Source organism: Limibacter armeniacum (assembly GCF_036880985.1).
In the GTDB taxonomy this organism is placed as follows: domain Bacteria; phylum Bacteroidota; class Bacteroidia; order Cytophagales; family Flammeovirgaceae; genus Limibacter; species Limibacter armeniacum.
In genome coordinates, this window is record NZ_JBAJNO010000008.1 from 1,919,430 (window position 1) to 1,933,834 (window position 14,405).

Sequence of the window (14,405 nt, forward strand, 5' to 3'; positions counted from 1 at the left end):
AAGATGAATGTAAAGGGATACAGAAATAGCGCTATCAAGATATTGGCAGGAGTAATACTCTGCTTATTGCATTTGCCTGTTGCTCTGGCGCAGACATCAGTACTAGATGTATTCTCTTCAGCAAAGGAAAGAGGTGACAAGTTATACAAGGCAGGCGCTTATGTTGAAGCATTGGAAGCGTATCAGGCTTCTTACGCAAAAGACAGTTCTGACTTTAAGGTGTGGCAAGGAATACTTAAGTGTGAGTCAAAACTGAGCCATAAGTTCAAGGTCTTGCATTGGTGTGAGAAGTTAGCAGCAGCGGGACAAATCTTATCCAGAGAGCAGCACTTGGCTTATGCAGATGCACAAAGGGCTTGCTGGGAATTGGAAAAGGCAGCAGACAATTACCTTCGACTGCTGCAGGAAGGAACTTCCGAAAAAGCATTGTTGCAAAGCCGAATGGCAGGGTTGGACAGTTTACCTGCTTATACATCACCATATGCTACGTTTGAGCTGACTCCTTTAGCAAAACTAAATTCCCCTTTTGATGAGGTTATGCCAGTCTATTCAGAGGACGGACTGGTTTTTCTGAGTAACAAGCCTAGTACACTGGGTGTAAAAGAAACCATGAAAGGAGGGTTGATCAGTCATTTTTATTACAGCAAGGCATTTGTTGGAGAGTCTCAGCAGCTTGAAATCCTTGATAACAAACCCCAAACAGGCTATAGCTATTTTGCAGGTAGGGACAAGGCGATAGTTGGCAGAAAAGTAAGAGGAAAAGATGGGTTGGAGACCAGTAAGCTCTTTTTGGCAGAGAAAGTCAAAGGGACATGGAGACTTGAGCAACTTCCTTTCTGTGCTGCAGGAGCAAACTATATTCACCCTGTGCTAAGTCAGGATAACACTTACCTGTTTTTTGCCTCAGATATAGGAGGCGGGTACGGAAAGATGGATGTTTACTATATCCGTTACTTGGAAGGGAAATGGACTGAGCCAGTCAATTTGGGAGCAAAAGTCAATACTGAAGGTGATGAGCTGTTTCCGTTTATTGCAGCGGATTATACCTTGTATTTTTCATCTGATGGATTACCTGGAATTGGAGGTTTTGACCTTTTTAAGGCTGATTTTGAAAAGGACAGAGTTCTCAATGTTCAAAATATGGGTGCTCCAGTCAATTCTATCGATGACGATAAGGCATTGGTGTGGGATTCGCATAACCAGTTAGGTTTTCTGTCCTCGAATAGAAACTATGGAAATGGGTTCGACTTATTTAAACTGGAAGTTGGCAGGCAAATGACCTATACACTAAATGGTCGAGCCATCTTTCATCAGGGAAAGGAATACTTTCCAGTGTTTATGGATACAGTCTCAGTTGAATTGACGGATGTTCGTAACCATTCATTGGTCTGTAAAACAAAAACGGATGGCAGGGGCTATTTTTCAATAGTGGCACCATACACTGGCAGATTTCAGCTTACGCTTACCTATCAAGGCGAAAAGCATAAAAAACTCATCGACTTTCCGGTTAGGGCTTCTTCCGACAAGCAGTTTTATGTTGTCTATTATCCCTTTGGTAAACAGCTTCAGCATACCGATTTCTTTTTGGACAAGAAGGAAAACATTGGTAGTGTTCGGTTTTGGGAGAAGTTTCATAAAAAGAAACATAACCCATGCGAGCATAATGCATTGCTGCTGTCACAGGGAATTATTGACCTAAGTATTTTTGAAAGAGAACAAGGCACGCTCGATAGGGCAGAAAAGTTTTATAGTAAAAGTGCATATGAAAAAGCTTTGGCAATCAGCCTGAATATGGTGGATGAATTTCCTTCCGTAAATGAAGCCAAGCTGCTGAGTGCTAAGAGCCTGTTTAGGTTGAACAGACCTTATGAGGCAGTATACCTTTTCAATGAGGTGATTTGCCGTGATGGAATCCTAAAGCCGGATGATTATAAACTGACCGCAGAGGCGCTGGTGCAGACAGGTTCGTTTGATGCAGCCATTTTCTATTATCAGAAATACCTTGATGAGATCAAGCAGGATGAGATGGTTCAAAAAGTGGTGGCAGGGTTGGAACAAATGTCTTTTTATTTGAAAGATTCAATCCGTTATACGGTGAAGCCAGTTTCTGTCAATTCCAAGGAGGGGGAATATGCCTCTTACAAATTGGATGAAGAACTGTATTTTATTTCTGACCGCAAGCCTGTAGCAGGAACAGGAGAGAAAGTGATGAAGTCAGGGGTGTATAAGGCAAATGCCGTTGCCATAACAGATTCTCTTCAGTTTGTAAATGTCAGGAATATCGGAGCTGAGGGATTTGAACAAATGGGACCATTCACGTTTACAGCGGACAAACAAAATGTATTTGCAACTGTGGTGGCAGCAGGCAAGAAAGGAAAAAAAGTACTTCAGATACATGAGTTTAAAGTCAGCAAGAAAAACTGGAAACATACAACAGGAGTCAATCTCAACAGTGATGTTTACTCAATCGGACATCCTGCCCTGACCCACAAAGCGGACAAGATGTATTTTGTGTCTGATATGCCCGGAGGGTTTGGGGGATCGGACTTATACGTTAGCCGCAAATTGGAAAGCGGATGGAGCCAACCTGAAAACTTGGGAGCTGAAATCAATACCGCAGGTGATGAGATGTTTCCCTATATCAAAGGGGATTCGATACTTTACTTTGCATCGGATGGGCATGGTGGAATGGGTGGTTTGGATATCTATAGCGCAGAGATTGTAAATGGAAGGTACCGAAACCTGATTAATTTGGGCTTCCCTGTCAATAGCCCTCGAGACGACTTTGCCTATACGGTGGACAATACAGGCTTGTCCGCTTACCTTTCGTCCAATAGAAAGCCAGAAGGAGATGACGATCTCTATCACGTAACCATTCACAAGGTGTATTCCTATATTCTGTCAGGGAGTGTGCTGTTGCATGAGCAAATTTCTGAAACAGAAGATCCGGAAAGGGTAAAAGGAGTAAACCTTTCTTTGGTGGACATGCTTACGCAAGATACTGTAGCAAGAGCGAATACGGATTGGGAAGGGAAATTCTGGCTTCGGGCACCTTATGCAGGACAGTTTAATCTGGTGGCACACAGCAGTAGACTAGGAGAGTACCCGACCGAGGTGGAAATTCCGATGTACCGAGATTATTATGAAGATTATTATATCGTCTTTTTCAACAGTAACAATGAGTATTTCCGAAAGGACTTTCTGTTAAGCAAGGACGAGCGTATCAATAAGGCATACCTGAGAAGAGCGCTTTACAAGAGCAAGGAACTGCCTTGCTTTACCTATACAGGTTATGTGGCTGATACACTTTATCAACCATTGGATGCCAACATATATGTGTATGATGTAGATCGGGACATGATGTATGTGGAAGCATCAGATGCGGAAACCGGAGCCTATTCTTTTTGTCTTGACCCTGGAACGGAATACGTTTTCAAGGTGATGAAAAAAGGCTACCTGTCTACTTGCTTCAAGGTACAGACAGGAAATCTCACAAGTGAGATCATAGGAGATAAAGTGGTCTTGGAAAAGATTCCTGAGATGGGGAAAGTCATGATGACGGAGTCTTTATACTATGAAGTAAACGGCTCTGACATTTCTCCCGAGATTGCGATTGATCTCGATAAGCTGGTCAAGTTTATGAAAGACAACCCTACGCTGAAAGTGGAGTTGAGTTCGCATACTGATTCAAGGGGAAGTGCTGAATACAACCGGAAGCTATCCGAATTGAGAGCCAAAAAGGCTGTAGAATATATTGTGGCAAATGGTGTACATGTAGACAGAATCTCAGCCATTGGTTATGGTGAGGAGCAGATCTTAAACCAATGTGTGGATGGCATCCAATGTTCGGAGGAAGACCATAGCAAGAATAGGCGTACCGAAGTGAAGATTATGGGAGAAATACCGCTGGAGGCTTCAGGCTTTAAGCACAGCGATATTTTCAACCCTGAAATTGACAGAACAGAATGCATGCCTGTCGAAAAGCAATTGTCAGAAGCTGTAACGGTATATATAGGCAGTGTGGAAGATGCCGCAGGCTTTACCATCTCAGAAGCAAAAGTCCATGTTTACAATCCGTTTGAAGGTTCTGTTGAGCAGCTGCAAACCAATCATAATGGCATGTTCAAGGTCAGTTTGAAACCTGAGATGACTTATAATCTGGTGATCGAAAAGTCAGGCTTCTGGCCACAGTGTACCACTATCTATACAAACTCATTTAGCAAGCAGGTGGAGGAAAAACCGTTTGTGATGGAAGCCACGACGCTTTCAGACGCAGAGTTGAGGTTTCACAACCTGACTGGAGATTTTGTGGACTATTCTTCTTGTGAAAAAATCAATGGCTTAAAGGATTTAAGTGCTTCAGCAGACTTCAGGATTGAGGAAATAAATATTGAAGACATAAAGGCAGGGTATGCTATACAGTTAGGCGCATATCAGTCAGACAGCTATCAGAATTTTGAGTATTTAAAAGACTTGGGAAAAGTCTGTCGACAAAAATCTGTAGATGAAGGCATTTATCGCTACTTCCTGCTTCGATTTGACAGAAGTAACGAAGCTGAAAAAGTATTGCAGGAAGTCATTAGGAGAGGGGTGTCAGATGCTTTTATCTACCCTTTAGGATTTATATTCGAATAACCCATTACCTACTAAAAAAATAATGGAAAAGTTGAGTGCATACATTCGGTTAGGTCTGCTGTTAGGCAGCCTTGTTTTGATGACGTTGACGGTTTCTGCACAGCAATCGGTATTGGTGACAGATCATCAGATGCGTCCACTAGAAGGAGCTGGTGTTTCCGTTAACGATAGTGATTTTCAGCTAACCAATGTCGATGGAAAAGCCACCTTGGAGGTCAAGGGAAGACCCAAGAAAGTAAAAGCCATCAAGGATGGAATGGCAATGGTGTCGTGGGCAAAAAGAGGAGACCTTCTGCATATCCTGATGAAGGAGGTAGATTTTCTTAGGATAGACGGACAAGTGGCAGATGCTAATGGAAAACCGTTGGGAGGAGTGATAATTGGTGTAACCAAGGGAGACTTCACAGATGAAGCACGAACAGATAACGAAGGTCGGTTTGTTTTGCGCTACCCGCTAAAGGAAGAAAAACTGACGCAACAAGACTTTGAACTGGTAGGCTATCAAATAACCGATGCAGAATTCAGGCACGGAAGCTTGAATGTGGTAGTAAGGCTATGGGTAGGTGAGTTGGCAAACTATGAAGTAACAGGTCAGCCATTTACCGTAAAGCTTTTGGACAAGCGAAGAAATCCAATGAAAACAACCGCTTTCCAGTTGGGGGATGCCAGATTTGTAACAGATGAGGAAGGCAAAGCCAAAGTGATGAAAAGAAACCTTTCGGATAAGGTGATGGTGGCAGGATTGAAATTGAACAGTCAGAAAGGAGATCCTAAAAAGAACCTGTTGGTTTTGCAGTTTGGAGAGCCTGAGGCTGACCCTGTAGTATTTTCCAACTCATCTATCAAGGAAGCCGTGGTACAGGCTTCTTTGGAACAGGATTCGTTGATCGACTTATCTGACCTGCCTGTTGATGACCATTTTGATGAACTGGCAACAAGAATCAGGTTACAGAATCAGCAGCTGGCTTTGGAAAGTGAAAAAATCAGAAGGGAGATCTCAGAGGTTGTCAGCAAGTTGAAGGATGATAGTAGCCTGACTGACGAGCAGCGTGAAAATTACCGTAACAGGTTGGCAGCCTTGGAAGGACTGCTGAATACCATTAAGGAAAACTTCCTGACAAAAAACAAAGAGGCAAGCAGTATGCTTGAAAACTTGCAGCTTGACTTTATGAATGCCGAAGACCGTATGCGTCTGTTGGAGGAACAGCAAAAGGCAGAGAAAGCAGCTTTCCAAAAGAAGGTAATGATTGCTATCGGTATCGTGGTCATATTGTTATGCTTGGTAGTCCTGTTTATGTTCTTGACTAACCGTTACCGAAATGAAAAGAGAAGAGTGGAGGTACTGAAGAGTGATTTGGAAGTTACCCTAGAAAGTGTTGAGAAAAAGAACCATACCATTACGCAAAGTATCCGATATGCGGAAACCATTCAGCAGGCAATTCTTCCATCAGAAAGAATGCTCAAAGATTTCTTTGATGATGTATTTGTCTATTTCAAGCCGAAGGATATTGTATCCGGAGATTTCTATTGGGCGAATAAGGTGGGAGAAGATGTGATGTATGTGGCTGTAGTAGACTGTACAGGGCATGGTGTTCCTGGGCGTTTATGTCCATGATTGGTAACACACACCTCAATGAGATTATCAACAGGGAAAATATTTATGAGACAGATAAGATTCTGGATCGACTGCACGAAAGGATTGTGACATCACTCGATCAGGAGCATTCAGGAAATGATGACGGCATGGATCTTTGTTTGTGTCGTATCGAGTACCTGTATGACGGCAAGGTCAAAGTGAATTTTACAGGAGCTAAAAGACCTGTATACTTTTTGAATGAATTAGGAAAGATGATGCAGCTTAAGGCAGACAGAATTTCTATTGGAGGAACAAAAAGGAAAAAGAACGCCCGTTTCTCTTCAAAAGAAATTGTGTTCAGAAGAGGAACGGTATTGTACCTGACATCGGATGGCTTTATTGACCAATGCGGCAATGATCAGTCCGTTCGATACGGAACTGCACGACTCCTTGATAAGCTAGCAGGCTTATCCTCTTTCCCAATGGAAAGACAAAGCAGTGAACTGGATAAGGAGCTGACTATTTTCAGCGAACAAGCCACACAAAGAGATGATGTAACAATCATGGGGATTAGACTTTAGCCAACGTTTATATTCAATGTCAAAGCCGCTAACATTATGTTTTTTTGTTAGTGGCTTTTTCTTTTTGATTAAACTGAAAATGCGAAGAGTAGACCTCTTTTTAGTGTGACAATTTTTGTAAAACCTGAGCGGGTTGGGTTTTGATATAAAAGAGATTAATGTAATAATATGTTGAAGTATTGTGAGATTACAGTTATAATTGTGAACGATCTAAGTTAAGACTTATATAAAAGTCCTTTGTGAGGGGAGCATTAATTGTAAAGGGGGTGGTAAGCCAGTATTACCTAGAGAATAGCAAAATGACAATCATTCTATCAGCAAAACTAAAACAGTTGTTTTTCCGAAAGCAATTGATTTGGTTCATCTTATCACAGTGTTTATTTCTAGTGACTATCAATGTACAAGCAAAAGAGGGTGTCAATATTGACAGCCTGAAGGCTGCACTTGATACAGCATCAACGGACTCTACCAGGCTTACACTGAACTATCAGATTGCAGACTATTACAGGACCCAAGATTTGGGGCAGGCACTTTATTATGGTCAGCAATCATTGGAATTGGCAGAAGAGCAATCAAATAACGAGAGAAAAGCCAAAGTATATAACTTGTTGGGAACAGTGCATTTCCTTAAAGGAAAGTATGTAGATGCTACAAACTATTTTATCAAGGCGCTGTACCTGTATGAAGAAGAAGGAAAAACATTTGAGGCAATCAGTCAGAAGAACAACCTTGGATTGGTTTACGAAAGGAGAGGGGAGTTTCAGGAAGCACTGAAATATTTTGTGGAGATTGTGGAAGGCGTAGAAGCATTGCCTGAGAAGCAAAAAAATACTGTTCTGTCTTCTGTCTATCTAAACTTAGGCTCTTGCTTTGATGGCTTGGACAAGCTGAATGATGCACTCAAATATTATGAAAAGGTACTGAAGCTGACAGACGCCAAAAACTTTATAACCAATAAAGCGAAAGCCCTCAATAATATTGGCAATATCTATCTGAAAAAAGAGGAAGAGGATAAAGCTTACAGTTATTTCAAACGATCACTAAAAGCCAAAGAAGGACTGGGAACAGACTACTCCGTTTTGAATTCCTTGATGTCTCTGTCGAAATACTGTATCGATAATAATAAGTTTGAGGAGGCAAAGGAATATTTGGATCAGGCACTTGAGATAGGTCATCACTTGAACTCTCCATCATTTCTGAAGCAAATTCACGAATTGTACTATAGATTCTATAAGCGTCAAGGGAAATTTGAGGAGGCTTTGTCTCAGCTAGAAAAATTGCTTGTATACGCTGATGAAGTAGCCAAAAGTGAAAGCGAAGAGAAGATCAAAAACCTTGTCTCGGATTATCAGCAGGAAAAGGAAAAGCGAGAAAAAGAGATCAGACAACAGGAAGAGCGAAACAGGCTATATGCAACGATAGGTTTGCTGGTGATGGTTTGTCTTGCCGCAGGATTGCTGTATGTGATCCAACGTTCTAAAACCAAGCAAGCCAAGATGAAAGAACATCAGGCGATGCTGAAAAAGGAAAAGTTAGAACTTCAGAATGATAACCTTTCCAAGGAGTTAGAACTGAGAGAGAAGGATCTTGAAATGCGTGACAGGGAGTTGACCTCTAACGTGATGAACCTTGTACAGAAAAATGAACTGATCAACGCAGTGTCTCAAAAGTTGGCAGATATGAAAGCCAACCTGAAAAAGGAAAACCAGCAGGCTGTCCGTCAGATCATCTATGACCTTCAAACCTCAAAGTCAGATGACTTGTGGGATGAGTTTGAATTGCGTTTCCAGAATGTACATAATGACTTTTACAAACGCCTGAATGATCAGTTTCCTGATCTGACCCCGAATGAGCGAAAGCTATGTGCTTTTCTGAGACTCAATATGTCCACTAAGGATATTGCTTCCGTTACACGCCAATCAATTAGGTCGATTGAGATGGGAAGGTTCAGGCTTAGAAAGAAATTAGGCATCAATAATTCAGAGTCTAACCTGAATACATTTATCGAGCAGATATAACAGGTTTGGAACACTGAACAATCATGGAGCTGGAGTGGTAGAACTTCAGCTCCATTTTTTTATGGATTTATAGGTTCAACTCCTTTGGAGTTGTGTAAATGGATTTACTTATACCGTAGGCTTTTGCCTACGGCTACTATTATTGAATCCCTTTGGGATTATTTCTCTTATAGCAAACACCGTTTCTGATAGACTCGAGCATTAAGTTGTTATAAGTTGACTCCCAGAGGTTGCCCGACATCTTAAAATAACCAACCAAAGCTCGGGTCTAAAGAAAACAAACCATATTAGCTCCGGATGGTAATCCGGAGTTGACGGTGTTCATTATCTCATAACCCTGAAAAGGTTGAACAGGATAACATCATCATTTAGTGCATCATAATATGTGAAAGGGTTAGCATAGAAAACCTCTATTCCAATTCTTGCTTAAACAGCATCAATATCAGTTTAATTACCTTAATGGGAGCAACGTTCATCGGTAATGGAAAAATTATTTTTAGCATTGAGAGGACTATATTTTTAGGGTGTTCATTAAACCCTGAGAGATGCTGTAACTGATCTTATGTTACTTCCCTATCTCCATTTTTTATTTGAACGGCTAAAGGTTAATCGGTTAATTCAATTCCTACAACATTGTAATCTTGTAGTTATTTATTTGGTATACATAGGGTTATCTCTTCGTGTAGAAGTTGAGTAGAGGTGTTTTTGGGTGTTTGTAGAGGTTTTGTGGACAGTTCGTTGAGCCTTTTTGAAGATTCATCAAGTATACTCGCAACATAAATCAATTTTTGAGAGGTGATGATACAAAGTGAATCAGAGTCATTGGAGAGACAGGGAGGAGAGAACACGGCAGATCAATTTGAAGAAGAAATGCTTTTAGAATTGATCAAGAAAAGAAAAGAGCAGAATGAGGCATTGATAAACATGGTAAAGGCACTTGACAAGTTGGAGAAAAAGAACAATAGAAGTACAAAGGGTGTCGCTGAGTAGCAGCACCGAAAAAGAGGGGCAAACCAACCCATACAAAGGACAGGGCGTAGCAGCTGGTATTGTAGGAGTGTTAGTGCAGTGTAATTATTCTAACTATCGATACCTACTCTAATCAACCTTTTCAATAGAAGGAATAATTTTCTTTTGAATTGAACGCATTTACTGCTTGCATTACCACTGCTGCTGTTTTGTCTAAAGAGGTTAGCATCGCACCACAACTATACCATACAAAAAAACCGCTTTAGGGAACGTAATTCCTAAGGCGGTTTTTTTATTTATCAACCCAAACAGGTTTTATATGCTTTTAACTTAAATACTCGTAAAGTTTCAAAGATCAATATTAGCGTATTGCAATCGTTTTTTCAGGAAATAGAAAGAAAATGATATTTTCGAGGAAGAAAGCAGGCTTTCTGAAAATTTTTTTAACGATAGTGCCAAAACTATGAGAAGACTGGAAAGACACCGATTAAATAAAAATATCCCAAATCTTTTAGAAGAAAGGTATAATTTTGCATCAATTGAGAAGATTCACAATTATTTCAATAACCTATTTGAAAGTAAAGGCGATGGTTTTAGGTGGGGGAATATTAGTGAGCGATTCCACCAAAAAGTAAATTGGGGCAATGAAGCAGGTAAATCACCAGAAGAAATTTACCGTTACCTAACCTATGCTAGGGATCTTGGGCTTTATGTATTTAAACAATTTACAACTCCAAAAGGGAAACCTTTTCAAATACCTATAGCAGGAAAAGTAGCGGAAGGGGAAGGTGCTCAAATAAGAGGAGAGAAAATTGGGGAATATGATTGGATCAGATATTGGGAGTTTTGTGTGATCACTCGATATAGTCAAGGATTAGATCTTTTGGATACCATCACTGAGAAGACATTCAAAGACCGAGGTTTGATTGGAGGGACAGAACTAGGCTTTAAAATGGTAGATTTCTTTAAATCTCTATTTTCAAAGGATGTGAAAAAGATAGAAAAAGCATTTAGAGAGGCTTATGAGTATACTGATATTGATAAGTATCCAAGTAAATTTGATGCTTATAATGAATATACCCTTTACCATCGGGCACCATTACTGGAAGTCTATTTGGGCATTATCACCAAGGACGAAGCCTTTTACAATGAAAAACTTTACGAAGGGCTGTCACTCTTCAGGCAGTTTGTAGAAATGCCACCGGAAGATGGCGACCCTCCACGTAGTATCAGTGACGAGTATTTTATCACATGGCCTTATCTGGCGGCAGTCCATATGGCAAAACTCAATGGACTGAAAACAGAGGTGTCATCGGATTATTTGCCACAGTGGTTGGTCGAAGGCAATTTTGATCAACTTCCTATTACACTTCCGGAAAAAGCATAGGTAACATAAGTGATTGATAAGCATCCATGTTATTTCGTCCTTTCAGGACTGAAAATATCATTTGCATAACGAAGGACTAAAGTCCATCGCTGTTTTATAAAGCCCTTTCAGGTCAAAAGTCCCGAAGGGACAAAATACATTAGCGATGGGATTTATCCCATTGGCAAAAGATATTGACTGATTAACTTGAAAAGTCCTTCGGCTCCACTCAGGAACCTGATGCCGGTGGCTGAGCGAAGTCGAAGCGAAAATTCGATTTTTAGAGGAACTATAAGTTTAACTTTTAATCTTAAAGATTAACATGTCTCGAAGGGACTAAATATAAGTGATGGATGTTGCATGCGAGATTATCCCATCGTACAGTAGTGGACATTTTTTTATCCTTAAAAGGATTATTTGTTTGAGGGATTCCAACTCGCACTAATTTTTGAGATGTAAAATCCACCACTATTATATTTAACCCTAATGGTATGTGAGACAAATAATAGACCTTAGTGGTTCACTAAGGTGAGCATGATTAATGAGAGATATTTTTTAATAAGTAAATTTTTTGTTATGAACTTTTCTAGATTTTTAGACTCAGAAAAAGAAGGTGTTTTGGTGAATTACTTGGAAAATAATTTGCAGAAAGATTTTTCAAGGTTTCAGGAAGTGTATGGGTATAAAGGTAATCAACACCTATTGTATTGGCTTGTGTTTCATAATTGCTTTAAGCAAGATATTTCATTTGAAGAGAAAAATGGAGAGTGTCATTATCTTGATCCATCTAACTTGTTTACTAGTCCACGTTGGCAAGATATTTTTTTAAAACCTCATGAAATTAGGGGGCGAACTGCGGATGAAATGATCTCGATGTTTTCACCACTTGTAGAAATTGCCTATGACGGTAGAGGGGGTGGGTACTATGCTACATTTTTTCAAACAAGGAATGAGATACTATACTATGATGCAGACCCATTATGGTTAAGGAAAATTCCTAAAACTATTTTCTCATTGTTTAATGAACATGAATTCAAAAAACTTCCAAACCTGTTAAAAAAGATTGAAAAAGAATCTAATGAAAGTTTAGGGATATTAGACTTGAAGTATAAAGAAGAAGAGGGTTTTAAGCTAAAAGAATTTAATAAATTTTCAAGTAGGTGGAAAATGATTGATAATCTTGAAAGAAGAGTTCCTATATGGAATAAAGTAACTAATGAAGCTGCATTTTCCCCTTTTGATTATCATCAAAGGTTAGTGTCTGAGTTGAGAGACCTTAATGGTGATTACTACCAATATGAGAATTCAAGGGCAATTATGAATGCTGATATAGTAAGCAGTTTTTATTTTTATTTTTTCACAAATCAGCTGTCACCTTTAGAAAGACTTTTGGAAGCAACGGAAAATATAAAGGGTGAGTTCTATCAAAATATCCGTAATTCTTTCTTGAATATTGTAAATGGAGATTTGGATTTGCTAAAGCTCTCTGAAGAAGACATTGCAAAAATTAGAGGGGAAAATGTTACAAATAAGTCAATGCAACATATGGATGTGGCGGCTTCAGTAGATGATCATGCAAACGAATCTCAGGTAATAAGAACCCTAAAGGCAATCAGTGAAGATATGAATGAAGATGATTTCAAATCGCCAGAGTTGACTGAATGGTTGATGAAACTTGATGATGCCGAATTGAAAAAAGAAGTTGAGAGTCTGTCTTTCTATTTTAAATTTATTTTAATCAAGGATTTAGAAGAATTTGGTGACTTTATTAAGAGTAATGGAGTATCTGCCTTGGATGCATGGAAGTTAATTAGGTCGAATTATGTTGACGATATTCTTTCTCTGTAAACAGTGATTTCATCAATAGTTTTGGAAGATAAATAAGTTTTTGTCATTTGTCCTCCAAGACTGTTTTTGAAGGACATTTTATATCAGGATTTTTGATATGTCCCGAAGGGATTAAATATATAAGTGATGGTAGTTGCACGCGCGATTATCCCATCGTACAGTAGTGGACATTTTTTTATCCTTAAAAGGACTATTTGTATGAGGGATTCCAACTTGCACTAATTTTTGAGATGGATTAAAATCCACCACTATTATATTTTGCCCTTTCAGGGCATAAGTCCCGAAGGGACAAAATAGATTAGCGATGGGCAACGCCCATCGTTAGCTTACGCAAATTTTTAGCCCTGAAAGGACGGTATAATCCATACTTCACGTTAAGTAAGTGTAATAAAGTAAATCTTTTTCGCCTACAATCTTACACCAGCTTGCCACCTGCCAATGGTACAGTTACATTTCTTTCAGTATTTTAAAAGAGATGCAACAACTGACCCTCCATAGTAGACTACAGATAGAAGCAATGCTCCATAGTGGTGCATCACAGTCTGCTATTGCCCGAGCATTGGGGGTACACCGTAGTACTGTTAGCAGGGAAATCAGTCGAAACAGTGTAGAGGGAAAATACTTTGCAGATGTAGCAGCCCAAAAAGCATTAGTCCGCAAACAGATGGGAGCGAACCTGATGAAGCTTACCAAACTTTTTTCAGTGCCTAAAGTGAAGGGTGCTTCTCGGAAGGGGAACAGAAAGAGTCGCCTATCGTTTTACTTTTATCCAAAATACTTGCGATACCACCGAAAGGGACGCTTTTTCAGAAGAGCCAAAGACCAAAGGGACAGAATCCGTCACTGTAGGTATCTGCATTGGGAAGACCTTGTAGAGATGCGTTCCCGAAACGGCAGGCGAATCAGGGAATTTGCTTGGGAATGGTACCGTAGTAGGTTTGCCAGAAAATGGAAGTCTTGGCAATACCAAATTTGGAGTAAGTTACAAAGGTATAAGATGGCCAAGTCAGTAGCCGAAACAAAGACTGAGGGTACTTCTACAGCACTGTTGGTTGCATGGTCGCTTTCTCAAGTTTACTTTTTCTGGTTTGTGGTAAAGGCAAATGCTGTATCTGAAATGGAAGGTAAGTGGAGTCTACCTCAGGTGAACAGTCCTCCAAGTTTGCCACTTGTCTGTCCCCTTGCATTTTTTGTGAAGAAAATCTTCCCATTTCACGCTAGAAACTTTTTGCCTGTCATTTTTCCGTTCAGAATTTCCACATGTTTTTCCTTTTACAATTTGAAGCCACAATTATTTTCAGTTTTGTTGCGATTGCATCGTTGGTGCGGGAATATTCCTTGCCTTATTTATTGGTTAATTTTTCAAACGTTTTTAGGCACAAAGAAAATTTCGAGCTAAAAAAACTGAATCA

Annotated in this window: 8 protein-coding genes; all 8 read left to right on the forward strand. The window is 39.8% G+C overall.

Annotated features, from left to right (window positions below):
- Positions 1 to 3 precede the first annotated feature (3 nt).
- The 8 genes from V6R21_RS13885 to V6R21_RS13920 all read left to right on the forward strand — a co-directional run bounded on the left by V6R21_RS13885 (position 4) and on the right by V6R21_RS13920 (position 14,392).
- The gene (locus V6R21_RS13885; RefSeq protein ID WP_334244224.1) at positions 4 to 4,635 is read left to right on the forward strand and encodes an OmpA family protein; all 4,632 of its coding nucleotides are present in this window, start codon (positions 4 to 6) and stop codon (positions 4,633 to 4,635) included.
- A gap of 22 nt (positions 4,636 to 4,657) precedes the next feature.
- Positions 4,658 to 6,250, forward strand: a complete 1,593-nt coding sequence (locus tag V6R21_RS13890) for a hypothetical protein (RefSeq protein WP_334244225.1) — start codon at positions 4,658 to 4,660, stop codon at positions 6,248 to 6,250.
- Complete coding sequence (locus V6R21_RS13895; protein ID WP_334244226.1) at positions 6,247 to 6,792, forward strand: PP2C family protein-serine/threonine phosphatase; 546 nt, start codon at positions 6,247 to 6,249, stop codon at positions 6,790 to 6,792. The genes V6R21_RS13890 and V6R21_RS13895 overlap by 4 nt, the downstream gene beginning before the upstream one ends.
- Positions 6,793 to 7,091: 299 nt before the next feature.
- Positions 7,092 to 8,810, forward strand: a complete 1,719-nt coding sequence (locus tag V6R21_RS13900) for a tetratricopeptide repeat protein (RefSeq protein ID WP_334244227.1) — start codon at positions 7,092 to 7,094, stop codon at positions 8,808 to 8,810.
- A 798-nt stretch (positions 8,811 to 9,608) separates the two neighbouring features.
- A complete protein-coding gene (locus V6R21_RS13905) occupies positions 9,609 to 9,800 on the forward strand; it encodes a hypothetical protein (protein WP_334244228.1) in 192 nt (63 codons plus the stop codon).
- 442 nt (positions 9,801 to 10,242) lie between these two features.
- Positions 10,243 to 11,166: an immunity 49 family protein gene (locus V6R21_RS13910; protein ID WP_334244229.1), complete on the forward strand. Its 924-nt coding sequence runs from the start codon at positions 10,243 to 10,245 to the stop codon at positions 11,164 to 11,166.
- Positions 11,167 to 11,679: 513 nt separating this feature from the next.
- Positions 11,680 to 12,993 carry a hypothetical protein gene (locus tag V6R21_RS13915; protein WP_334244230.1) on the forward strand — a complete coding sequence of 438 codons (1,314 nt, stop codon included), beginning with the start codon at positions 11,680 to 11,682 and terminating at the stop codon, positions 12,991 to 12,993.
- A gap of 475 nt (positions 12,994 to 13,468) precedes the next feature.
- Complete coding sequence (locus V6R21_RS13920) at positions 13,469 to 14,392, forward strand: helix-turn-helix domain-containing protein (RefSeq protein WP_334244231.1); 924 nt, start codon at positions 13,469 to 13,471, stop codon at positions 14,390 to 14,392.
- Positions 14,393 to 14,405: the final 13 nt, after the last annotated feature.